The sequence below is a fragment of the Bacillus sp. FSL R5-0603 genome, from assembly GCF_038050295.1.
Classification (GTDB): Bacteria; Bacillota; Bacilli; order Bacillales; family Bacillaceae; genus Bacillus; species Bacillus subtilis.
This window is the reverse complement of record NZ_JBBOYP010000001.1, coordinates 3010001-3033188: the sequence shown is the minus strand read 5'-3', so window position 1 is coordinate 3033188 and position 23188 is coordinate 3010001. Positions and strand designations below refer to the sequence as shown.

Below are 23188 nucleotides of genomic sequence, written 5' to 3'. Positions count from 1 at the left end.
GCCGTATGACCATAAAAGCCAATTATGACAGTGCAAAACAGGCATATGAAAAATGGGGAATTGATGTTGAAGAGGCGCTTCGGCAATTAGAGCAAGTGCCCATTTCGATCCACTGCTGGCAGGGTGACGACATTGAAGGCTTTGAAGTAAATAAGGGCGAGCTTTCAGGCGGAATTGACGTGACCGGCAATTATCCCGGAAAAGCGCAAACTCCTGAAGAATTAAGAAGAGATTTGGAGAAGGCTCTTTCTCTCATTCCTGGAAAGCACCGCGTGAACCTGCATGCGATATACGCAGAAACAAACAGGGAAGCGGTAGAACGTGACGAATTGAAGCCACAGCATTTTGAAAACTGGGTGAAATGGGCAAAAAACCTTGGTCTCGGTTTAGATTTTAATCCAACCTTGTTTTCGCATGAGAAAGCGGCTGACGGACTCACCCTTTCACACCCTGATCCGGACATCAGAGAATTTTGGATCAGGCATTGCATCGCTTGCCGCCGTATCGGGGAATACTTCGGGAAAGAATTAGGAACACCTTGCTTGACGAATATTTGGATTCCCGACGGCTATAAGGATATCCCGAGTGATAGGCTGACACCGCGTAAAAGACTAAAAGAATCACTGGATCGGATCTTCGCAGAGGAGATCAGTGAACAACACAATCTTGATTCAATCGAGAGCAAGCTGTTCGGGCTTGGCTCCGAATCATATGTTGTCGGATCTCATGAATTTTATTTAGCTTATGCTTTGACGAATCATAAGCTTTGTTTACTTGATACAGGCCATTTCCATCCGACTGAGACGGTATCAAACAAGATCTCGTCCATGCTGCTTTACACAGACAAGCTTGCCTTGCACGTATCGCGGCCTGTTCGTTGGGATAGCGACCATGTAGTGGTTTTGGATGATGAATTGAGAGAAATCGCTCTTGAAATTGTACGAAATCAGGCTCTTGAGAAGGTCGCCATCGGTCTGGATTTTTTCGATGCCAGCATTAACCGTGTAGCCGCCTGGACCATCGGAACGAGAAATATGATCAAAGCTTTATTGTATGCCTTGCTTCTTCCGAACGGCTATTTAAAACAATTGCAGGAAGAGGGCCGCTATACAGAAAGGCTGGCCCTGATGGAGGAATTCAAAACATATCCTTTCGGAGCCATCTGGGATTTCTACTGTGAGCAAATGGGCGTTCCAGTAAAAGAGGCATGGCTTCATGACATCAAAGAATATGAACAACGGGTGCTTTTAAAGAGGAAGGCATCTTCTTCGATTGTCTAATAAAAAATCCGCCGCGGCATTTGCACGCGGGCGGATTTTTTTAAGCTTGATCAGCAGGGTATACAATCCCCATTTGCTTTCTTGCTTCTTCCATAATTTTTGCGGTGGTCAAAGACCGTTCAAATGTATTTTCTTCAGATTCCAGCTTATTCTCTTTTATGAGCGTGACAAATTCTTCTGCTTCATAGAACATAGCCGGTTTAGGATCAGGGATCGCGATGTTTTCGAGGCGGCCGTCCCGGTAGCGGATTTCAACACGTTCAGGCCGGTGAATCGTATCGATTACAATCGTCCCGTCTTCACCCTGGATTTCCGCCGGGGCATAGGAAGTAGAAATTTTGGAATGCATCAGAACGGCTTCGAACCCGTCGTAAGACAGAATGACAGTTCCCTCTCCATCCACTCCGGAGGATAAAGCATATCCGTTTGCTTTTACATCCTTCGGCGCGCCAAACAACACAACAGCCGGATAAATACAATAGACGCCAATATCCATTAATGACCCATTGGAAAGCTCAGGCTGAAACGCATTCAAAACAGTTCCGCTTCTGAACGCGTCATACCGTGAGGAATACTGGCAGTAGCTTGCGGTAAATCTGCGGACAGTGCCGATTTTATGCAGGTGTTTTTTCAGCTCTTTGAAATTCGGCAGGAAAGTGGTCTTCATTGCTTCCATGAGAACAACGCCGTTTGCCTTAGCCGCTGAGATCATCTCTTCTGTTTCTTTTGTATTCGAAGCAAACGGCTTCTCACAAAGCACATGCTTGCCATGGTTCATAAAGAGAACGGCTTGTTCCTTGTGAAGAGCGTTCGGGCTCGCTATGTATACGGCATCAAAGCAATCGCTCGCCGCCATTTCCTGAAGGTCTGAGAAGGCATGCGCAGCGTTGTGTTTAGCAGCAAACTCGGCAGCGCGTTCAGCCGATCTTGAATAAACAGCAGTCAGCTGAAAATCTTCGATATCCGCTGCTGACTCAAGAAAGCGGTCTGTAATCCAGTTGGTTCCTATTATTGCAAAACGTATCACTCGTATCGCTCCTTTTGTATGATATAGCTAAATTATAGCTTAAAAAGAACAAAATCACATGATAGATATAAATAGAATGTTAAAACCGTGAAAGCTTTTCCAGCAATTAACGGTTTTTATTTTTCATTATAGGGACGATAGTGTACAATTTAATTAAACTATGTATGACGGAGGAACGATAGTGGAGACGTTGCAAACATGGAGCGGCAGATTCAAGCGATTCTTCTTGGATAATAAGTTTGTTTTATTTTTGCTTGTGCTGCTGCTGATTGGTTTAAATATTCTAGTATTTACAAAAACATCATTTATTTTCACCCCGATTATTGTTCTGCTCAAAACGATATCACTTCCGATTATTTTGACGGGCATTGTTTTTTATCTGTTAAACCCAGTCGTCGATTTTCTGGAGAGAAGAAGAATAAGAAGAATCTATTCTATATTGCTGCTATATCTATTGGTTATCGGGCTGATCACGATCACGATCGTGTCAATCATTCCCTTCTTAAAAGAACAAATTATGAGTTTGATTGACAATATCCCGAGATATGTGGACGTCGTAGAAAACCAGACGAAACAGCTGATCGGCAGCAACTTCGTCAATCAGGCCCAGCAAACGATGAACATTAATATATCTGATCTTGCTACAAAGGTTTCGGATCAGGCAGCGACGATCGTGAACAGCACCTTTACCGGCGTTGGGAATTTTATCGGCGCACTGACTGAGATTATCATTTCGATCGTCACGGTTCCGTTTATTCTATTTTATTTGCTAAAAGACGGAAGAAAATTACCGGTCTACATACTGAAGTTTGTGCCGACTCGATTGAAAGAACAGACATATACAGTCTTAAGCGAAATGAATCATCGGTTAAGCTCTTATATCAGAGGCCAGATCATTGTCAGCTTCTGTATCGGGTTTTTGCTGTTTATCGGTTATTTGATTATCGGGCTGGATTATGCTTCATTGCTTGCAGTCATTGCGGCTTGCACAAGCATCGTTCCATATTTAGGGCCAACGATTGCCATTACGCCTGCGATTATCATTGCCATAGTGACATCGCCGCTCATGCTGCTTAAGCTGGTGATCGTTTGGACCATTGTTCAGCTGATTGAAGGGAAGCTGATCTCTCCGCAAATTATGGGAAAAAACCTTCACATCCACCCTATCACAATTATTTTTCTGCTGTTAACAGCTGGCAAACTGTTTGGCGTTGTTGGAATCATTCTTGCCATTCCGGGCTATGCAGTTGCTAAAGTCATTACGACACATTTATTTGACTGGTTTAAAATGCGGTCACATTTATACGACGAAGAAAAAAATGAAAATACACCGGGTCATAAAGTGTGATTTTCGTTTATAGTTATATAAGACGGGCTTTCCATTTATGGAAAGCTCCCGTTATGTAAAAAAATAAATGTCTAATGGGGAGAATCAAAATCATGACTCTATGGGAATTGTTTGTAGCCGCCATTTTAGGAATCGTAGAAGGATTAACAGAGTACGCGCCGGTTTCTTCGACAGGACATATGATTATAGTAGACGACATCTGGCTTAAATCAAGTAATCTGATGTCAGAAGAAGCTGCTAACTCATTCAAGGTGGTTATTCAGCTAGGCTCCATTTTAGCAGTAGCTATCGTGTTTAAAGACCGAATTTTAAACTTACTCGGCTTGAAAAAAAATATTACAAGCGACCAGGAGCAGGGACATAAATTAAGCATTGCCCAAATTGCCGTCGGACTCGTGCCTGCAGCTGTTCTCGGCTTTTTGTTTGAAGATTACATTGATGAATATTTATTTTCTGTCAAAACTGTGGCCATCGGTTTAATTGCTGGGGCAATCCTGATGCTTTTTGCTGACTGGGTCAATAAGCGGAAAACAGCGACAGACACTCTCGACCGCATTTCCTATAAACAGGCGATAGCAGTCGGCTTATTCCAATGTCTTGCCCTTTGGCCGGGTTTCTCGCGTTCGGGTTCAACCATTTCCGGCGGTGTTATTCTCGGATTAAACCACCGAGCGGCAGCCGACTTTACGTTTATTATGGCGATGCCGATCATGATGGGAGCCAGTTTTCTAAGCCTGGTGAAGCATTGGGACAGCTTAAGCTCGGATCTGATGCCATTTTTCATCGTCGGCTTTATCTGTGCCTTTGTGGTCGCACTGTTTGTCGTCCGTTTCTTCTTAAGGCTGATTAACAAAATCAAACTTGTCCCATTTGCAATCTATCGAATTATTCTCGGTGTGATTTTACTTTTGATCATGATGTAAGTCGAAAAATAAGGCTCTTTTCCGAGCCTTATTTTTTCTGTCAAATCAAGAGGAAACAGCTTGTTTTTCAAAATAAAATCATCTATAATAAACATGACGTTACATACGGGGCCATAGCTCAGCTGGGAGAGCGCTACGCTGGCAGCGTAGAGGTCAGGGGTTCGAGCCCCCTTGGCTCCATACCTTTAAACCCTTATTCTATAAGGGTTTTTTTTGTTTTGAGGAAAAAGTTTCATTCTCTGAATCCTCCAGTTGAGCGAAGTCAAAGTGAGCAGTTTATCTGTCAATCATGAATTTTCCAATACCTCTTTTTGTTCCTCAAAGACAGTCATGTCTTCCAAAGGAGGGGAGTAGACATGAAGAGACACCATTCGTTCGGATGTTGGATTGGACATTTTGTGAATTAAACCTTTGGTTGAAATAAGGCATTCTCCTTCGTGGACAAAGTATGAATTGGAGAGTTCTGCGTGTTCGCCGGCTGAGCGATAAATAGAATTAAGAAGCTTTCCTTCTAACACCATTGCACAACCAATGGATTGACCATGATCGTGTACTGTTGTCTCCTTGTTTGGCGGAATGTTAATCACGATAATTTCCAATTCATTATTTCGATAGATGGCATTTCGGCCGTAAGCGTACTGGTCTGGTTCCTTAATATACGGTTGACTCAATTTTGCTGCGTTTGGAATTTGTTTTAAAGACGTTGCTAAATCTTTAACCGATGGATTTTTCAAGCCGCCAAAAATGTCTTGGATACACTCATACAGTTCCATTCGTTTTTGCCTCCCGGAATATTTAAAATTTCCTTACATTGGTATTTCATAGGTTAATTCATGGTATTTACCCATATACAATTTAGAGGCGGCAAACGCCCAGTAAACACAAAAAAATGTGCGGCCAAAGTGTTGTCTTATCACCAACTTATCCGAGTTTATTAGTGGGAATAGTGGATTGAAAGGGTTAAAACGCCCTGCTTTAATTCGCTTGAAGGAACGAGCAGGGATTCATAAGTGCAGTTCTAGACACAATATCGGGGAAAAGCTTTCAAGCTTTCTATGTTGTGCTTGAAATTTACTCCATTGACAAAACACAATCGATTTGAAATAATATTTGATTATATGCTCATTCATTCACATAATTATAATAAAATAATATCATTTCCCCTGAAAGGGAGAATATTAGAATGAAAGCTAATGGTATGCAAAATCTATTAGCTTCTTTTGTTTTCAAAAAATGATGTGTTTCGCATGTATTCATATAGGAAGGGATGACAACATGAAGACAAAACACTATTGGGTGATTTCTTTGCTCGCCGTCTTAGCGGTCGGGCCGGGATTGATGTCTAACACGGCATTGTCGTCAGTTCAAGGCCTTGTTCAGAAAGCGGTTGGAACAAGTGTCTTCACATCAGTAAATCCGATATTGATCGGCAATATGGCCTTTGCCTTGTTAGTTCCGGCAGGACCGTTGCTGAGGAAAAAATTCGGTGCTCGTCCCGTCTATCTGGCTTCATTACCTGTCTTTATACTAGGCTCACTGCTCATCGCATGTTCAGGCGATATTGCATGGATGGCGGCAGGGCGCTTTTTACAGGGGGCGGCAACAGGCGTCATGCTGATGATTATGATTCCAATGCTTGTACTGTCATTCCCGATTGAACGCAGGAACTATGCACTGCTTGTACTGATCGGGGGATTCTATGGTTCTGTTATCATCGGCACAATCCTTGGAACCATTGCAACAAGCTGCGGGCATTGGAGATGGCTGTTTTTCATCTTTGGCACCTTGTCCCTGATCGGTGTCGCGGTGAGCTATTTCTTTCTTCATGACGAGCATCACGGGGCGTCGGATCAAGAACAGCCGCTTGATCATGCGGGAATTCTTTTATCTGTCTTCCTTGCCGCAGCCTCAGCGGTTTCATTCATTTTTCTGCAAAAATGGGGGCTGTCATCGGGTTATGTATGGATTGGTTTCGGGGTGACGTTATGTTTGCTCATTGGTCTATTGATTGTGGAATATAAAGTGAAAAACCCCTTCATATCTATTAAACTGATGCTGCTGCCAAAACCGGTGCTTGGCTTATTGATCATAGCTGCAGGGACGATAACGGTAGCTGTCAGCCTGTCTGCTTTTCAAGGCTTGCTCCGTCAAATGTATGATATTTCTCAGGAGCATCTCATTTTTTTAAACTTGACTCTTTTAATCGGAGTGGCGATCGCGGCCATTTTGAGCGCTCTGTTATATGATAAAGTCGGACCAGGGATGCTCGGTATTATCGGCGGACTTATTCTCGTCTTTGTGAATTTTCAATGGCTGCATATGCAGGATCAATCGCCTCTCTATATGTTCGCAGCACTGTTTATCATGCTTGCAGCGGGAACAGGCCTGACAGTCGCCGCAGGGCTGATGGGAGCTGCCATGGGAGGCCCGCTGCCTGATTTGGTCAAGAGAATGACAGCTGTTCAGTTTTTAAGATTGTTTGTCTATATGGGAGTTCCCATTCTCATCGGCTTTTTCACGAAAAAAGATGCTGCCAGACAAAGCGGTTCGGTACAGGATTCTATGATGACTGCTTATCATGATCTCTTCTTCATTTCTTTTATCCTTAGCGTGCTGCTCGTCTGCCTGTCATTTTGTATGAATGCCACTGGAATGGGGCACAAGCTGGCACATAAACCACATGATAAAGCGAAAACAGCTCCGGAAAAACCGGCCGTCTCAGCACAAGGTTTGTCGAAGGCAACTGTCAATTCATATAAAGTAATAAATGATACGGAATATCGGAATGCACTCAGAAATTTACAAAAATAGAAACATGGTAAAAACCTTTTCATTGAGCGAAAAGGTTTTTATTTTGCAATCTTTTCCCAACTTTATCCCTAAAGAATTGAAAAATATTAGAAGTGCAAGTAAAATTCTAAAAGGTAGATTCTTTTACATTCGTAATCTTTTAATTCGAAGGAAGGTTTTCATGGCCCGTAAAAAACTTAAAAAACGTAAACTCTTGATTTCACTATTTTTCCTTGTATCGATTCCGCTAGCTCTGTTTGTTTTAGCGACAACTTTATCAAAACCGATTGAAATATCCAAAGAAACTGAAGAAATCGATGAACAGCAAGTATTTATAGACAGTCTGTCCGGACATGCCCAAATTTTGTATGAAAAATACCATGTTCTCCCCAGCATCACAATTGCTCAGGCCATTCTCGAATCGGACTGGGGGAACAGTGAACTGGCTGCTAAGGCCAACAACCTTTTTGGCGTAAAAGGGAATTATAAAGGCCATCATGTCACGATGGAAACGGACGAAGTTGAAAAAGGGAAAAGAAAAACCATTCGCGCGAAGTTTCGAAAATACAGCACGTTTTTTGAATCTATGGATGATCACGCCCAATTGTTCGTCCGTGGCACATCGTGGAATAAAAAGAAGTATAAACCGGTGCTTGAGGCAGGGAATTATAAGGAAGCGGCAACCGCCCTGCAAACATCAGGATATGCTACAGACCCTGACTACGCTGACAAAATCAGCGCTATTGTGGAAAAATACGATTTAGATGAGTACGATGAGGTAAATCCATCCCTCAAATCTGTGGATTTAAACGCCTCTATTAAAGACAGTGCCGTTCAAGACGTATGGTCCAAGCCTTCTACTGATGATCGGTCCATAAGGCTTACCTCTGCCCAATCTTACGTCGGCAAAGACATAAAGGTTGTGTCTAAAAAACAGAAAGGCCAGTCTGTATGGTACCAATTCCAAATCAATGATAAACTTATTGGCTGGATTGATGATTCAGCTGTTGAAATAAAGGAGGCAACCTAAGCCCTTTTTACTGGTATTTTTAATTCTTTGTTCCATTCCGGGGAATTTGAGGTATAATATTCCACGGAAGTTATCACTTTTTAACTATGCTTTCGGGAGGGAACAAAGGTGCAGAAATATAGACGCAGAAACACGGTTGCCTTTACAGTATTAGCTTATTTTACTTTTTTTGCGGGAGTATTTTTGTTTAGTATCGGACTCTATAATGCTGATAATCTGGAACTCAATGAAAAAGGTTATTACATCGCTGTTATGATACTTGTAGCAGTTGGTGCGATTCTTACACAAAAAGTGACCCGTGATAACGCGGAGGATAACGAAATCATCGCGGAACAGGAAAAAAGACAAAATCAATCTCATATCGAATCATAAAAAAATCCGGCGACTGCACGCCGGATTTTTTGATATCACCCTGTAAACACTTCGCCATCAGGGTAACGGATATTTGATTGCTCTGTTTTTGCGAATGAAAACACGAACGTTAAAGGACCAATTCTTCCGATAAACATGATGACAATAATGATACACTTGCCAGCTGTTGTCAGTTCAGGAGTAAGCCCCATCGTAAGGCCGACAGTTCCAAATGCGGAAAAGGTTTCAAACACAATTTGAAGAAATGGCGCTTGTTCTGTGATCGTCAGGGCGAAAATCCCTAAAAACACGATGAACAAACTGGTGACGCTCACAGCTAAAGCTTTAATGATAATCGGATATTTGATGGAACGGCGGAAAATAACCGTTTCTTTTTTACCTCTCAAGTAAGCAATAACAGATGTTAAAATCACGATGAACGTAGTCAGCTTAATGCCGCTCGCCGTTGATGCGCTTCCTGCTCCGATAAACATCAATAATAAAGTAAATACAATTGTTCCTTCTCTCATGCTTCCGAAATCTAGAGAATTGAAGCCTGCGGTTCTCGGCGTCACTGCCTGAAAATAGGACGCCCACAGTTTATCCACTATATGCAGGTGGCCGAGCGTGCCGGGGTTGCTGTATTCTAAAATAAAGACCGTAAGCATAGCAATCGCATTCAACATCAGCGTTCCTGTAAGCATGAGCTTTGTATGTAAAGAAAAAGCTTTAAAACGCCGATTTTTCATCACATCAAACAGAACCGTAAATCCGATCCCTCCTGTAATAAATAAGAAAGTAATCACGAGGTTCACTGTAGGATCGCCAACGTAGCTCATCAAATTATCAGGCCACAACGAAAACCCGGCATTGTTAAAAGCAGATATTGCGTGAAACAAACTTGCAAACAAGCCGGATGACCAGCCGTATTGAGGTACAAGCCGGATGGATAAAATGAGTGCTGCTATCAATTCAATACTGATCGAAAACAGAAACAGGACTTTGACAAGGCCAATGACACCGCCGATTGTCGGCTGGTTTAAGGCTCCCTGGACGAGCATTCGTTCTTTTAATCCGATTTTTTTTCCTAATATCATGACGATCAAGACCGCAAACGTCATAAATCCAAGCCCGCCAATCTGAATCAGCCCCATAATAACTGTTTGCCCGAATACCGTAAATTGAGTACCGGTATCGACAACAGCAAGCCCTGTAACAGTTGTAGCGGAAGCCGCAGTAAAAAGGGCATCTATCCATGACAATGGCTTCGTAGTGGAAATCGGAAGCATTAATAGGACAGCCCCGATGATAATGGTAAGGAAAAAACCAATGGCAAGCACTTGAGGCGGTGTAAACCGAACCCATTTGATCACTTTATCCTTTTGAAGTGTCACCTTTGTCTACATCCCTTCGTTTTCAAAACGTTTAATATCCTTTTTGTGGCCCATGATCACCAGGCAATCTTGCTCGTGAATGATGTCTTCAGGCGCGGGGGAAAGACAGATATCTCCATGATGTTTGATGGCCAGGATCGTGCAGCCGTACTTTGCTCTTACATTCAGGTCAATAATCGATTTTGAATCAAGCTTGCGCGTAGCCAACAGCTCGACAATACTGTATTCATCAGATAGATCAATGTAATTCAAAACATTTTCGTCTGAAAGGCTTTGTGCGATTTTAACCCCCATATCTTTTTCAGGATGAATAATGCGGTCAGCACCGATTTTTTCAAGCACCTTGTGATGATAATAGTTTTGAGCCTTTACCCAAATATTTGGAATATCAAGCTCCTTTAATAATAGGGTGGTCAGCGTACTCGCTTGAATATTTGCTCCGATGGCAACAATCACATATTCAAAATTGCGTATTCCTAATGAAAGCAATTCGTTTTCTTCGGTGGCGTTGGCAATTACCGCATGAGTGGCGTAAGAAGCATATGCATTGACCTTTTCTTCGTTGATATCAACCGCAAGGACCTCATGCCCCATTCTATGAAGTTCTTTACAAATGCTGCCGCCAAACCGGCCCAGCCCGATCACGGCAAATTGCTTATTTTTAATTCTTCCCAATGTTCATATCTCCCTTAGTGAATTAACGTTTTTGAAGCAAAAAAGACCATTGCAAAGAATGGCCGATAATAGACCTCCTCTCTGTATACGCCTACGAGGTTAGCTGTCGGATTAGGGATTCAGAGTACCCCCTCTTACTTAGTAAGATTCACCCCAAGGCTGTTAATAAAACAGCCAATCGTTGGTTCCCCCGTTCGTGTTTGATTAAGCGGTAAAAGAGACTGTATGAAATTGAACACTCAAGAATTTACTCCTGTTTCTAGTGTTTGTCAATTTAAATTTTAAACCAGAAAAAAGATAACGGGGATTAGAGAAAAAGGGGAGGGTAAAACGCAAAAAAGACCGGTGTTAACCGGTCTTTTACATTAGTTGCAACCGCAAGGCTGAGTCGGAGGAGTGCTGCGCTTAGCCACGTCAATGCTGGCTTCTGCGTAAAATTTATTTCCGATGCTTAATGATTTATTCTCTGCACGGAAAGTATATGTACCTGCGGCAGGAAGTGTTTTGTTATTCAGTTTTAATTTGAATTCGCCAGCTCCTAACAAATCAAGTGCCAAAGGAACTCTTACTGTTTTCCCGTTATTGAGGATCTGTGTTGTACGCAAGGCATTTCCGTTCAATGTGTCTTTCGTGTTTGCAGTAAATCCGCTTGGCAATGTAAACTCCATAACGCCAAGGCTGAGAAGCGTGTTTGGACGGTAAGTCAATTCGATATCTGAGAAAGACCATTCCGTTTTGCTGGCCCCAGTGATTGTTGCGAACAATGAAGCTGTAGACTGTGTTCTCATAGTAGATTCAGTATGAGCTTTAGTTGATGTAGATTCAGCCGCGAAAGAAGCTGTAGGTGCAGAAACGAGTAACCCAAGACTTAATGCACTAATTGCCAAAGAAGATAATAATCTGCGTTTCATAACAAAATTCCCCCTAAAAAATGATAAATTAAACAGGCCTGCCCGCTTTTCACCTCCTCTGAAGGCCAAATACAAATTTTACCTACATAAAATTACCATCAAATATTTTGGAAGTAAATGGGGTGTTTTTCCCGTATTTTTCAAATTTGTAGTAGTTACATCAAAAAAACGCCTGGTTTCCCAGACGTTTTCTGCTTTACTTTGTTTCGATCGGTATAAATTTAAAAATTTCTCCGGTCTGCACTGATTCAGCAAGCCGTTTCAGCCAGTCATAGTAAGCTTTAGAGCTTTCCAGCTGATCATATAACTGCAGTGCTTCATTTTTGGTATCCTCATCGAGATCTTCCTTGCTTAAAACCTTTTGTAAATCAGCTTGAGCTTCCTCGATCGCTGTTACATTCACTTGAACCTCCCGCTCCCATTTAGGTGGAAAGAAATTTGTGAAAAATTTAAAGAAATCCTTCTCAGCCACAAATGTATGCTTGCGGATGCCCCGGTGAAATGTTTTTTTCACTACATTTAAGTCTTGAAGCTTTTTGACGCCAGTGCTCATGCTTGGTTTGCTCATTTGCAACTCCTCACGCATTTCGTCAAGCGTCATCTCATCCCTCATATACATCGTCCCATATAAAATCCCGACACTGCGGGTAATTCCGTAAAGATCCATCGTTTCAGCAATGGAGTCAATAACAAGATCCCGAGCCTGTTCTATAGCTGCAAATTCTGGATTTTCATCCATACTGACCCTCTTTTCCTTTAGAAAATTAAATTCGTTAAGTTATTTCTTTATGTTCTTTATCTTAACGAAACATGAGGAAAAGTCAAAAAGAAAAATCAAAATGGGACTTTGACAGTTTAAAAACCATATGTTAGATTAAGGTTGTTAAAAACATTAAATTTTTATTTAACAAACTTTATTTACGTCAAGGAGGCTTATATGAGTCAAACATTATTCATTGACGGAGAATGGATCAGTGCCGAAAAAGAACAGATCCGCAGTATTATCAACCCATTTAATCAAGAAGAAATTGCAACTGTAAGCGAGGGAGGGCGAGAGGACGCCATCAAAGCAATCGCAGCCGCACGCAGAGCATTTGACAAAGGAGAATGGTCATCGCTATCCGGGCTTGAACGCGGAAAAATTGTTCTGAAAATTGCGGAATTAATCAGACGCGATCTTGAGGAGCTGGCTGAGCTTGAATCTCTTGATACAGGAAAAACACTCGAAGAAAGCAAGGCCGATATGGACGATATCGCCAATGTTTTTCAATATTACGCCGGCTTGGCAGACAAAGATGGCGGAGAGATCATTTCATCTCCGATTCCTGATTCAGAAAGCAAAATTATTAGGGAGCCAATCGGGGTTTGCGGCCAGATCACTCCATGGAATTATCCGCTCCTTCAAGCGAGCTGGAAAATCGCCCCTGCACTGGCTGCAGGAAACACAATCGTCATGAAGCCGAGTGAGATTACGCCGCTGACGACAATCAAAGTCTTTAAGCTGATGGAAGAAGCCGGTGTTCCAAAAGGTGTCGCAAATCTTGTCCTTGGACCGGGAGCCACAGTGGGCGATGAGCTTGCCGTAAACAAAGACGTCGATTTGATTTCATTTACGGGCGGAATTGAAACAGGCAAAAAAATCATGCGGGCGGCAAGCGGAAACGTCAAAAAAATCGCCCTTGAACTTGGCGGGAAAAACCCAAATATTGTTTTCAAGGACGCGGATTTAGAAGTTGCGGTTGATCAGGCCTTAAACGCTGTATTTTTCCACGCCGGCCAAGTATGCTCTGCAGGTTCCCGCTTGCTTGTTGAGGATGCCATTCATGATCAATTTTTGGCGGAGCTGGTCAAACGGGCAAAACGCATAAAACTCGGAAACGGTTTTCATGCTGAGACAGAAAGCGGTCCGCTTATTTCGGCGGAGCACAGGGCAAAGGTAGAAAAATATGTTGAGATCGGAATAGAGGAAGGCGCGAAGCTGGAGACAGGAGGCAAACGCCCGGAAGATCCTGAGCTTCAAAACGGCTTTTTCTATGAACCTACTATTTTCTCAAACTGTAATTCTGACATGAGAATCGTTCAGGAAGAGGTTTTCGGTCCTGTATTGACAGTCGAAACCTTCAGCTCTGAAGAAGAGGTAATCGAGCTTGCGAATGATACCATCTATGGCTTGGCTGGAGCGGTATGGTCAAAAGACATTGAAAAGTGCGAACGGGTAGCAGCCCGCTTGAGAATGGGAACCGTTTGGATCAACGATTTTCATCCGTACTTTGCACAAGCGCCATGGGGCGGATATAAGCAATCCGGGTTCGGACGCGAGCTTGGAAAAATAGGCCTTGAAGAATACACAGAAGTCAAACATGTATACCGCAATACGAAACCGGCAGCGGTTAACTGGTTTAATTCATAAGAGGGGGAGATTGATGATGACATTAAATATGAAGGTAGAAAGCATGCAGAAATTCCACACATTTGAAATTCCGACTGTGATTAAGCATGGAATCGGAGCCATCAAGCATACGGGTGAGGAAGTAGCTGCACTGGGCGTTTCAAAAGCGCTCCTTGTCACAGACCCAGGGATTTATAAAGCCGGTGTTGCTGATCCTGTAATCGAATCACTTAAAGAAGCAGGCATTGAAGTGGTGCTCTTTCATAAAGTTGAGCCAAACCCGCCTGTCCGTCTGGTGAATGAAGGATCTGAGCTTTACAAAAAAGAGAACTGTAATGGTTTGGTGGCAGTCGGAGGCGGAAGCTCCATGGATACAGCAAAAGCAATCGGAGTAGAAGCGACTCACGAAGGAAGCGTGCTTGATTATGAAGCGGCAGATGGGAAAAAACCGCTGGAAAACCGCATTCCTCCGCTGACGACAATTCCCACTACAGCTGGAACAGGATCAGAAGTAACCCAATGGGCGGTTATCACAGATGAAGAAAGAGAATTCAAATTCAACACGGGCGGTCCGCTGATTGCAGCGCACTTGACCATCATTGATCCTGAGCTTCATGTTTCAATGCCTCCGCATGTAACAGCTATGACGGGAATTGATGCGCTCGCCCATGCCATTGAGTGCTATACAATGAAATTTGCACAGCCAATCACGGATGCGGTTGCCCTAATGGCGATTGAGTATGCCGCTCATTACATTAAGAGGGCATTTGCTGACGGAGAGGATCTGGAAGCAAGGTACGGAATGGCGCAGGCTGCGATGCTTGCCGGTCTTTCTTACGGAAGTGAATCAGCGGGCGCGGCTCATGCGATGAGCCAAACGCTTGGCGGTATTATCCCAGTCGCTCACGGCCAATGTGTAGCGGCGATGATGGGCCCTGTCATGGAATACAACTGGAAGGGCTATCCTGAGAAGTTTGCGCGTATTGCGAAAGCGTTCGGTATTGATACAAGCAAGATGACAACAGAAGAAGCTGCGAAAGCATCTGTCAATTGGATGTATGATCTGGTCGAAGATTTAGAAGTGCCGACTTTAGAAGAGCAGGGAGTATCACCTGATATGATCGAACGCTTGTCTAAAGAAGCTATGAAAGATCCGCAAACCTTCGGAAACCCTAGAGATTTAAATGAAAAAGCATACAACTGGATCTACAAGCGCTGCTTTAACCTTACGCCTAAAACGGTATAATCAAAATCCCGCTCCTTTACAGAGCGGGATTTTTTGGGATAATGAAGCATAGGTGGAAATTTTAGATAAGAAAGAAGGTGCCAGCTGATGTGGAAGCGTATGACTGCAAAAGCGGAAGGCTTATATATCGCAGATACAGAAAGCTTCGTAACAAAGCAAATGGACAAGCTTGATTTTGATTATGGCGGCATCCCCGGCGACTTGCATTTTGGCCTGACCAAAAAAGCGGGAGCCAGAGAACCAATGTTTTCAAGAGGGACTGAAATTTTCAACCGCAGACAAATTTCAATTGTTTCAATAGAGGAATGCAATGAAATCGCTTTAAAAATGGGAGTGCCGAGGATTTTGCCGGAATGGCTCGGGGCGAATGTGGCAGTCAGCGGTATGCCAGATCTTACTTCATTAAAAGAAGGAAGCCGGATTATTTTTCCGAGCGGAGCGGCTCTGCTGTGTGAGGGCGAAAATGATCCGTGTATCCAGCCGGGAGAAGTCATTCAGTCTTATTATCCGGACCAACCGAAGCTGGCGCCGGCTTTCGTCCGCCACGCACTGGGCATTAGAGGGATTGTCTGTATTGTGGAGAGACCTGGTGCTGTTTACACAGGTGATGAAATAGAAGTTCATTCCTATCAGCGAAAAGTTAAACGAAAAGCAGAAAGGGTCTGATCAAATCAGGCCCTTTCTATCTTTTCTTTAATTTCTTTCATTTGGCTGAGGTGCCGCTTTTCATGATGGCCGATAAAATCGATCCACTGTCTGACAGTCAGCTCTTGAAACACAGGATGCGGAAGCACTCTTTCAAAATCTTCTTCTTTCAGAGAGGCAATCGCAGCAGTCAGCTGCTCTCTTACCACATCAAGCTCACGTTTCATTTGGCTGCCTGAAATAAAATCATGCGCAGGCTCAAGATGACTCGGGGCTTTCCGTTTATTATTTCTGTCCTGTGCTACCTCAAGCGGTTTTTCTTCAATTTCTTTAATCGGAGCGTCCTTTACACGTTCCTTCAACATTTTTTGTGCGGTCATATCGATTTTTTTCAAATGGTCAAGAACTTCCCGTATGCTCCATTCTTCAGCAGAAGGCTTTTGGTTCAGCTTTTCGTCAGAAAGTCCTTTCAATTCGTTCCACGTTTCTAATCTGGCTTCATTAAAGATACTCATCATATCTCCTCCTAAAATGACATTACCATATATATAAGCAATTATCATTTATAAAGCACTTCAAATGGGTTATTTGTCTTAAAATTTTGAAACTTTTCCCGTGGTGTCTCGTATAAATGGTAACGGCAGCCGTTCATCAATGCATTGATGAAGAAAGGATGAGGAAATTGGAGTTATTTGGAGTACCTATACAAACAATTTATCTTTATACGCTTATTATTGCGGGCAGCCTTACGCTGTTATTTCTGTTTTTCGGAGATGTATTTGCAGGGCTGCCAGAAGGCATTCCGTTTCTTAATCCGACATTAGTGCTCTCATTTTTCACATGTTTTTCAGCGGGCGGATATATAGGTGAACTCGTATTGCCTCTGTCAAGCTTGCTGATTGCGCTTTTATCTTGCATCCTTTCAATCATGCTGGTGGTATTGCTTCACATCTTTGTACTGGTACCATTATCATCTGCAGAAGAATCATTGGCATATAGAGAAGATGATCTCAGAGGAAGACTCGGTAAAGTGATTACAGCTGTTCCGGTTGACGGGTTTGGTGAAGTGGTCATAGAAGGGATAGGCGGGACCATTTCAAAGTCAGCGGTCAGTTTTGATAATCAGCAGATCAGTTACGGGACAACGGTGTTAGTCGTAGATATTAACAACGGAGTTCTTTCGGTTACTCCGCATGAACCCATTTAACATAAAAGGAGGAATTTGATATGACAATGCCGATTATAATGATCATCGGAGTTGTATTCTTTTTATTAATTGCACTAATAGCTGTGTTTATTACGAAGTATCGTACAGCAGGGCCTGATGAAGCGTTAATTGTAACAGGGAGCTATCTGGGGAATAAAAATGTTCATGTCGATGAAGGCGGCAACCGTATTAAAATCGTCCGCGGCGGAGGAACCTTTGTCCTTCCCGTCTTCCAGCAGGCAGAGCCGCTAAGCCTATTATCAAGCAAACTCGATGTTTCGACACCTGAAGTCTATACAGAACAAGGAGTGCCAGTAATGGCCGATGGAACTGCGATTATTAAAATCGGCGGTTCTATAGGAGAAATCGCTACAGCAGCCGAACAATTTTTAGGGAAATCAAAAGACGACCGTGAGCAGGAAGCGCGGGAGGTTTTAGAAGGCCACCTTCGTTCCATTCTCGGCTCAATGACAGTAGAAGAAATCTATAAAAACAGGGAGAAATTCTCTCAAGAGGTGCAGCGTGTCGCTTCGCAGGATCTCGCGAAAATGGGGCTTGTAATCGTCTCGTTTACCATTAAAGATGTTCGTGATAAAAACGGTTATCTTGAATCATTAGGGAAACCGAGAATTGCCCAAGTAAAACGCGATGCTGATATCGCAACAGCAGAGGCTGATAAAGAAACCCGAATTAAGCGGGCAGAAGCCGATAAAGACGCAAAAAAATCAGAACTTGAACGGGCGACGGAAATCGCTGAAGCTGAAAAAATCAATCAGCTCAAAATGGCTGAATTTCGCAGAGAACAAGATACGGCAAAAGCGAATGCCGACCAGGCATATGATTTAGAGACTGCCAGAGCGCGCCAGCAAGTCACAGAGCAGGAAATGCAGGTTAAAATTATTGAACGCCAAAAACAAATAGAACTAGAAGAAAAAGAAATTCTTCGCCGTGAACGTCAATACGACTCAGAGGTAAAGAAAAAAGCCGATGCAGACCGTTATTCTGTTGAGCAGTCCGCAGCAGCTGAGAAAGCCAAACAGCTCGCGGAAGCCGATGCCAAGAAGTACAGTATTGAAGCAATGGCAAAGGCTGAGGCGGAAAAAGTAAGAATTGACGGGCTAGCAAAAGCAGAAGCGGAAAAAGCGAAAGGAGAGACAGAGGCAGAGGTTATCCGCCTGAAAGGTCTTGCAGAAGCGGAAGCAAAAGAGAAAATTGCGGCTGCTTTTGAACAGTACGGGCAGGCGGCGATTTTCGATATGATTGTCAAAATGCTTCCGGAATACGCGAAACAAGCAGCGGCGCCTCTTTCAAATATTGATAAAATCACCGTTGTCGATACAGGAGGAAGCGGTGAATCAAGCGGAGCAAACAAAGTAACCAGCTATGCGACGAACTTAATGTCAAGTCTGCAAGAAAGTTTAAAAGCATCCTCAGGAATTGATGTAAAAGAAATGCTTGAGAACTTTTCAGGAAAAGGAAACGTAAAACAAAGCATTAATGAATTAACAAATGAAATCAAAGAAGCCAAAACGATCCAAAAATCAGAGTAAGGAAAGGGCAGAACCGTATGGTAACTGTACGTGAAGCGAAGTTAGAGGATATAAAGGACATTGCAAAAGTGCATGTAGACAGCTGGAGGACAACATACCACGAAATTATCCCGATTGATTATTTAAACAGCCTGAACTATAAGGAATTTGAAGACAAATGGAAAAGTCGTTCGTTAAAGGGAGTATTTGTTGCTCAGAACGAAAAGGGTTCAGTATTCGGCTTTGCTTCATTTGGACCTATTCGCTCTGAACAAGAAGGCTATGACGGCGAGTTATACGCTATTTATCTTCTGGAAGAGCGCCAGCGGCAAGGTGCAGGTAGGGCGCTCTTAGCAAAAGGAGCGGAGTTTTTGCTTCAACATGGCTTTTCAAGTATGTTTGTTTGGTTATTGAGCAGAATCCCTCGATTATATTTTATCAGGCCTATTCACCTGAAAGAGTAGCGGAGGACAACTTTGAAATTGCCGGAGTAAGGCTGAAAGAAGTAGGTCTTGGCTGGCCGGATCTTTCAGCTTTAAAAACACTTCTTAACAGATAACGAACAATCCCCCAGCGGAATTCGCTGGGGGATTGTTATTTTTACGCTTTGTCACTTTTAAGCAAACGGGGTGCTGTCATAAATAATAAACATAGGACAATTGCACAAATAATGAATGAAGGAACCATGTAAGTCGCATTATAAGTTAAAGAATAAAGCCATACCGGTGTTCCTTTTGGAGCAAAGCTGCCGAAAAAAACAGCTCCTGAAATGACATGCGCGGCATAGCGCAGCAAACTGCCGATAAAAACTGCGCTGACCACTGAAACAATCAATTTCCCTTTTGTTTTTGATACAGCGGCTTTACGGACAGAAGAAGCGAAACAGCCGCTTATGCCGATTGCTGCGAAAGCGACAATGTAATCTAACAATAGCTGTACAGGATGTTGAGCAAACAAGTTTCCGATTGCTATTTGTACTAGACCTGTCAACAAACCTGTAGTAAGACCTGCTTTGACACCCCAGCGAAACGAAATTAAAAAGATCGGAATCATCATGATGGAGACCGAGCCTCCTTGAGGCATGCTAAGAAACATTCCTGAGACAATGTCTAAAATAACGGCTGCCGCTGTCATAATGGCAATTTCAATAAGGCGAACCAGTTGCTTAGATTGATTCATATCTATCTCCTTCCATTGACAGACAACCAAAAGGACAACAAAAAAGCAGCACGCGGAAGGATGAGAAAAGTTCCACGCACTGCTTTATGATCGCAATTCATTTGACTTTGCCACATCCCTACGCCAGCGTTAACTAACAGGTTCAAAGGGTCAGAACGAAACCGCTCACTCTCAGCTTTAATGCTCCCCTTGTGGTCATCAGTATTTAGTTCGTTTCTACTATACAAGAAAACGAAAAAAACAACAAGATCACATGACTGATGTATATGTTCTTTTAAGAAAGTTATATGATACACACGCTTTAGAAATCATGACGAGGATTATAGTTTATTTGTTTTATAGATTTTTTTAAAAAAACTATTGCAATAAATAAATACAGGTGTTATATTATTAAACGTCGCTGATGCACAGCGGACACAAACTAGAAGCTTCAAAGCAACTTGAAAAAAGTTATTGACAAAAAAGAAGCTGAATGTTATATTAGTAAAGCTGCTTCATTGAGAAGTAACGAAATGATCTTTGAAAACTAAACAAGACAAAACGTACCTGTTAATTCATTTTTTATAAATCGCACAGCGATGTGCGTAGTCAGTCAAACTAGGGCCTGCACGACGCAGGTCACACAGGTGTCACCGCAGGATGCGGTGGACTTAACCTGTGATCCATTTATCGGAGAGTTTGATCCTGGCTCAGGACGAACGCTGGCGGCGTGCCTAATACATGCAAGTCGAGCGGACAGATGGGAGCTTGCTCCCTGATGTTAGCGGCGGACGGGTGAGTAACACGTGGGTAACCTGCCTGTAAGACTGGGATAACTCCGGGAAACCGGGGCTAATACCGGATGGTTGTTTGAACCGCATGGTTCAAACATAAAAGGTGGCTTCGGCTACCACTTACAGATGGACCCGCGGCGCATTAGCTAGTTGGTGAGGTAACGGCTCACCAAGGCAACGATGCGTAGCCGACCTGAGAGGGTGATCGGCCACACTGGGACTGAGACACGGCCCAGACTCCTACGGGAGGCAGCAGTAGGGAATCTTCCGCAATGGACGAAAGTCTGACGGAGCAACGCCGCGTGAGTGATGAAGGTTTTCGGATCGTAAAGCTCTGTTGTTAGGGAAGAACAAGTACCGTTCGAATAGGGCGGTACCTTGACGGTACCTAACCAGAAAGCCACGGCTAACTACGTGCCAGCAGCCGCGGTAATACGTAGGTGGCAAGCGTTGTCCGGAATTATTGGGCGTAAAGGGCTCGCAGGCGGTTTCTTAAGTCTGATGTGAAAGCCCCCGGCTCAACCGGGGAGGGTCATTGGAAACTGGGGAACTTGAGTGCAGAAGAGGAGAGTGGAATTCCACGTGTAGCGGTGAAATGCGTAGAGATGTGGAGGAACACCAGTGGCGAAGGCGACTCTCTGGTCTGTAACTGACGCTGAGGAGCGAAAGCGTGGGGAGCGAACAGGATTAGATACCCTGGTAGTCCACGCCGTAAACGATGAGTGCTAAGTGTTAGGGGGTTTCCGCCCCTTAGTGCTGCAGCTAACGCATTAAGCACTCCGCCTGGGGAGTACGGTCGCAAGACTGAAACTCAAAGGAATTGACGGGGGCCCGCACAAGCGGTGGAGCATGTGGTTTAATTCGAAGCAACGCGAAGAACCTTACCAGGTCTTGACATCCTCTGACAATCCTAGAGATAGGACGTCCCCTTCGGGGGCAGAGTGACAGGTGGTGCATGGTTGTCGTCAGCTCGTGTCGTGAGATGTTGGGTTAAGTCCCGCAACGAGCGCAACCCTTGATCTTAGTTGCCAGCATTCAGTTGGGCACTCTAAGGTGACTGCCGGTGACAAACCGGAGGAAGGTGGGGATGACGTCAAATCATCATGCCCCTTATGACCTGGGCTACACACGTGCTACAATGGACAGAACAAAGGGCAGCGAAACCGCGAGGTTAAGCCAATCCCACAAATCTGTTCTCAGTTCGGATCGCAGTCTGCAACTCGACTGCGTGAAGCTGGAATCGCTAGTAATCGCGGATCAGCATGCCGCGGTGAATACGTTCCCGGGCCTTGTACACACCGCCCGTCACACCACGAGAGTTTGTAACACCCGAAGTCGGTGAGGTAACCTTTTAGGAGCCAGCCGCCGAAGGTGGGACAGATGATTGGGGTGAAGTCGTAACAAGGTAGCCGTATCGGAAGGTGCGGCTGGATCACCTCCTTTCTAAGGATATTATACGGAATATAAGACCTTGGGTCTTATAAACAGAACGTTCCCTGTCTTGTTTAGTTTTGAAGGATCATTCCTTCGAAACGTGTTCTTTGAAAACTAGATAACAGTAGACATCACATTCAATTAGTAATACAAGATATCACATAGTGATTCTTTTTAACGGTTAAGTTAGAAAGGGCGCACGGTGGATGCCTTGGCACTAGGAGCCGATGAAGGACGGGACGAACACCGATATGCTTCGGGGAGCTGTAAGCAAGCTTTGATCCGGAGATTTCCGAATGGGGAAACCCACCACTCGTAATGGAGTGGTATCCATATCTGAATTCATAGGATATGAGAAGGCAGACCCGGGGAACTGAAACATCTAAGTACCCGGAGGAAGAGAAAGCAAATGCGATTCCCTGAGTAGCGGCGAGCGAAACGGGATTAGCCCAAACCAAGAGGCTTGCCTCTTGGGGTTGTAGGACACTCTGTACGGAGTTACAAAGGAACGAGGTAGATGAAGAGGTCTGGAAAGGCCCGCCATAGGAGGTAACAGCCCTGTAGTCAAAACTTCGTTCTCTCCTGAGTGGATCCTGAGTACGGCGGAACACGTGAAATTCCGTCGGAATCCGGGAGGACCATCTCCCAAGGCTAAATACTCCCTAGTGACCGATAGTGAACCAGTACCGTGAGGGAAAGGTGAAAAGCACCCCGGAAGGGGAGTGAAAGAGATCCTGAAACCGTGTGCCTACAAGTAGTCAGAGCCCGTTAACGGGTGATGGCGTGCCTTTTGTAGAATGAACCGGCGAGTTACGATCCCGTGCAAGGTTAAGCAGAAGATGCGGAGCCGCAGCGAAAGCGAGTCTGAATAGGGCGCATGAGTACGTGGTCGTAGACCCGAAACCAGGTGATCTACCCATGTCCAGGGTGAAGTTCAGGTAACACTGAATGGAGGCCCGAACCCACGCACGTTGAAAAGTGCGGGGATGAGGTGTGGGTAGGGGTGAAATGCCAATCGAACCTGGAGATAGCTGGTTCTCTCCGAAATAGCTTTAGG

Annotated in this window: 19 protein-coding genes, 1 tRNA gene, 2 rRNA genes, 1 pseudogene and 2 riboswitches (1 of these 25 only partly in view); of the genes and pseudogenes, 15 read left to right on the top strand and 8 right to left on the bottom strand. The window is 43.9% G+C overall.

Translation table 11 applies throughout. The features are described from left to right. The first annotated feature begins 5 nt into the window (after positions 1-5). Positions 6-1280 carry an L-rhamnose isomerase gene (gene rhaA, locus NYE56_RS15710; protein WP_341284071.1) on the top strand — a complete coding sequence of 425 codons (1275 nt, stop codon included), beginning with the start codon at positions 6-8 and terminating at the stop codon, positions 1278-1280. Between the two features lie 40 nt (positions 1281-1320). Here the strand turns inward: rhaA and iolU are convergent, their stop codons facing one another. Beyond that, positions 1321-2307: a scyllo-inositol 2-dehydrogenase gene (gene iolU, locus NYE56_RS15705; protein ID WP_341284070.1), complete on the bottom strand. Its 987-nt coding sequence runs from the start codon at positions 2305-2307 to the stop codon at positions 1321-1323. Between the two features lie 181 nt (positions 2308-2488). Between iolU and NYE56_RS15700 the strand changes: the two genes are divergently transcribed. The 3 genes from NYE56_RS15700 to NYE56_RS15690 all read left to right on the top strand — a co-directional run bounded on the left by NYE56_RS15700 (position 2489) and on the right by NYE56_RS15690 (position 4758). Continuing rightward, positions 2489-3655 carry an AI-2E family transporter gene (locus NYE56_RS15700; RefSeq protein WP_038429517.1) on the top strand — a complete coding sequence of 389 codons (1167 nt, stop codon included), beginning with the start codon at positions 2489-2491 and terminating at the stop codon, positions 3653-3655. A 92-nt stretch (positions 3656-3747) separates the two neighbouring features. Next, positions 3748-4578, top strand: a complete 831-nt coding sequence (locus NYE56_RS15695; RefSeq protein WP_014477785.1) for an undecaprenyl-diphosphate phosphatase — start codon at positions 3748-3750, stop codon at positions 4576-4578. A gap of 107 nt (positions 4579-4685) precedes the next feature. Then, a tRNA-Ala gene (locus NYE56_RS15690) sits at positions 4686-4758 on the top strand. Between the two features lie 107 nt (positions 4759-4865). Here the strand turns inward: NYE56_RS15690 and cdoA are convergent. Next, on the bottom strand, positions 4866-5351 hold the full coding sequence (cdoA, locus tag NYE56_RS15685; protein WP_015251362.1) for a cysteine dioxygenase: 486 nt from the start codon (positions 5349-5351) through the stop codon (positions 4866-4868). Between the two features lie 502 nt (positions 5352-5853). Between cdoA and NYE56_RS15680 the strand changes: the two genes are divergently transcribed. The 3 genes from NYE56_RS15680 (at position 5854) to NYE56_RS15670 (ending at position 8770) form a co-directional block, all read left to right on the top strand. After that, the gene (locus tag NYE56_RS15680) at positions 5854-7389 is read left to right on the top strand and encodes an MFS transporter (protein ID WP_341284069.1); all 1536 of its coding nucleotides are present in this window, start codon (positions 5854-5856) and stop codon (positions 7387-7389) included. A gap of 160 nt (positions 7390-7549) precedes the next feature. Next, positions 7550-8398 carry an exo-glucosaminidase LytG gene (gene lytG / locus NYE56_RS15675; protein WP_003228938.1) on the top strand — a complete coding sequence of 283 codons (849 nt, stop codon included), beginning with the start codon at positions 7550-7552 and terminating at the stop codon, positions 8396-8398. 108 nt (positions 8399-8506) lie between these two features. After that, positions 8507-8770, top strand: a complete 264-nt coding sequence (locus tag NYE56_RS15670) for a YiaA/YiaB family inner membrane protein (protein WP_003222348.1) — start codon at positions 8507-8509, stop codon at positions 8768-8770. Positions 8771-8805: 35 nt separating this feature from the next. Here NYE56_RS15670 and ktrB read toward each other — a convergent pair whose 3' ends face one another. From ktrB to gbsR, 4 genes are all read right to left on the bottom strand, one after another. Next, entirely contained in the window at positions 8806-10143 is a 1338-nt protein-coding gene (gene ktrB / locus NYE56_RS15665) for a Ktr system potassium transporter KtrB (protein WP_341284068.1), read from the bottom strand. A 6-nt stretch (positions 10144-10149) separates the two neighbouring features. Next, positions 10150-10818, bottom strand: a complete 669-nt coding sequence (ktrA, locus tag NYE56_RS15660) for a potassium uptake protein KtrA (protein WP_003228942.1) — start codon at positions 10816-10818, stop codon at positions 10150-10152. A gap of 72 nt (positions 10819-10890) precedes the next feature. Then, positions 10891-11039: riboswitch (cyclic di-AMP (ydaO/yuaA leader) on the bottom strand. Positions 11040-11183: 144 nt separating this feature from the next. Continuing rightward, positions 11184-11729 carry a biofilm surface layer hydrophobin BslA gene (bslA, locus tag NYE56_RS15655; protein WP_187954175.1) on the bottom strand — a complete coding sequence of 182 codons (546 nt, stop codon included), beginning with the start codon at positions 11727-11729 and terminating at the stop codon, positions 11184-11186. Between the two features lie 196 nt (positions 11730-11925). Then, positions 11926-12468, bottom strand: coding sequence for a transcriptional regulator GbsR (gene gbsR / locus NYE56_RS15650; protein WP_123373914.1), 543 nt, complete (start codon positions 12466-12468; stop codon positions 11926-11928). Between the two features lie 198 nt (positions 12469-12666). Between gbsR and betB the strand changes: the two genes are divergently transcribed. From betB to NYE56_RS15635, 3 genes are all read left to right on the top strand, one after another. Continuing rightward, positions 12667-14139 (top strand): betaine-aldehyde dehydrogenase, encoded by a 1473-nt coding sequence (gene betB / locus NYE56_RS15645; protein ID WP_003243430.1) that lies wholly within the window; start codon positions 12667-12669, stop codon positions 14137-14139. 16 nt (positions 14140-14155) lie between these two features. Further along, positions 14156-15364 (top strand): choline dehydrogenase, encoded by a 1209-nt coding sequence (gene gbsB, locus NYE56_RS15640; RefSeq protein ID WP_014477776.1) that lies wholly within the window; start codon positions 14156-14158, stop codon positions 15362-15364. 87 nt (positions 15365-15451) lie between these two features. Further along, a complete protein-coding gene (locus NYE56_RS15635) occupies positions 15452-16030 on the top strand; it encodes an MOSC domain-containing protein (protein ID WP_014477775.1) in 579 nt (192 codons plus the stop codon). A gap of 5 nt (positions 16031-16035) precedes the next feature. On the opposite strand, the gene NYE56_RS15630 is transcribed toward NYE56_RS15635, so the two are convergent. Then, entirely contained in the window at positions 16036-16524 is a 489-nt protein-coding gene (locus NYE56_RS15630; RefSeq protein WP_003242867.1) for a DinB family protein, read from the bottom strand. Between the two features lie 167 nt (positions 16525-16691). Here NYE56_RS15630 and NYE56_RS15625 point away from each other — a divergent pair, with 167 nt between their 5' ends. The 3 genes and pseudogenes from NYE56_RS15625 to NYE56_RS15615 all read left to right on the top strand — a co-directional run bounded on the left by NYE56_RS15625 (position 16692) and on the right by NYE56_RS15615 (position 19304). Further along, complete coding sequence (locus NYE56_RS15625) at positions 16692-17216, top strand: NfeD family protein (RefSeq protein WP_015251368.1); 525 nt, start codon at positions 16692-16694, stop codon at positions 17214-17216. A 20-nt stretch (positions 17217-17236) separates the two neighbouring features. Then, on the top strand, positions 17237-18766 hold the full coding sequence (gene floT, locus NYE56_RS15620) for a flotillin lipid rafts scaffold protein FloT (protein ID WP_003228960.1): 1530 nt from the start codon (positions 17237-17239) through the stop codon (positions 18764-18766). Positions 18767-18783: 17 nt separating this feature from the next. Beyond that, positions 18784-19304, top strand: a pseudogene (locus NYE56_RS15615) (GNAT family N-acetyltransferase). Between the two features lie 41 nt (positions 19305-19345). Here NYE56_RS15615 and thiT read toward each other — a convergent pair. Then, positions 19346-19924 (bottom strand): energy-coupled thiamine transporter ThiT, encoded by a 579-nt coding sequence (gene thiT / locus NYE56_RS15610; protein WP_015483606.1) that lies wholly within the window; start codon positions 19922-19924, stop codon positions 19346-19348. 98 nt (positions 19925-20022) lie between these two features. Continuing rightward, positions 20023-20124: riboswitch (TPP riboswitch) on the bottom strand. A gap of 466 nt (positions 20125-20590) precedes the next feature. On the opposite strand from thiT, the gene NYE56_RS15605 reads away from it, so the two are divergent. Both NYE56_RS15605 and NYE56_RS15600 read left to right on the top strand, forming a co-directional pair. Continuing rightward, positions 20591-22140: ribosomal RNA gene (locus tag NYE56_RS15605) — 16S ribosomal RNA — on the top strand. Between the two features lie 170 nt (positions 22141-22310). Then, positions 22311-23188: ribosomal RNA gene (locus tag NYE56_RS15600) — 23S ribosomal RNA — on the top strand (it continues 2050 nt past the right edge of the window). The 16S and 23S rRNA genes sit together here, the layout of an rRNA operon.

Coding starts and splice junctions, on each gene's coding strand:
- rhaA (WP_341284071.1), top strand. CDS start 6: ATGACCATAAAAGCCAATTATGACAGTGCAAAACAGGCATATGAAAAA.
- NYE56_RS15695 (WP_014477785.1), top strand. CDS start 3,748: ATGACTCTATGGGAATTGTTTGTAGCCGCCATTTTAGGAATCGTAGAA.
- cdoA (WP_015251362.1), bottom strand. CDS start 5,351: ATGGAACTGTATGAGTGTATCCAAGACATTTTTGGCGGCTTGAAAAAT.
- NYE56_RS15680 (WP_341284069.1), top strand. CDS start 5,854: ATGAAGACAAAACACTATTGGGTGATTTCTTTGCTCGCCGTCTTAGCG.
- lytG (WP_003228938.1), top strand. CDS start 7,550: ATGGCCCGTAAAAAACTTAAAAAACGTAAACTCTTGATTTCACTATTT.
- bslA (WP_187954175.1), bottom strand. CDS start 11,729: ATGAAACGCAGATTATTATCTTCTTTGGCAATTAGTGCATTAAGTCTT.
- gbsR (WP_123373914.1), bottom strand. CDS start 12,468: ATGGATGAAAATCCAGAATTTGCAGCTATAGAACAGGCTCGGGATCTT.
- betB (WP_003243430.1), top strand. CDS start 12,667: ATGAGTCAAACATTATTCATTGACGGAGAATGGATCAGTGCCGAAAAA.
- gbsB (WP_014477776.1), top strand. CDS start 14,156: ATGACATTAAATATGAAGGTAGAAAGCATGCAGAAATTCCACACATTT.
- NYE56_RS15635 (WP_014477775.1), top strand. CDS start 15,452: ATGTGGAAGCGTATGACTGCAAAAGCGGAAGGCTTATATATCGCAGAT.
- NYE56_RS15630 (WP_003242867.1), bottom strand. CDS start 16,524: ATGAGTATCTTTAATGAAGCCAGATTAGAAACGTGGAACGAATTGAAA.
- floT (WP_003228960.1), top strand. CDS start 17,237: ATGACAATGCCGATTATAATGATCATCGGAGTTGTATTCTTTTTATTA.
- thiT (WP_015483606.1), bottom strand. CDS start 19,924: ATGAATCAATCTAAGCAACTGGTTCGCCTTATTGAAATTGCCATTATG.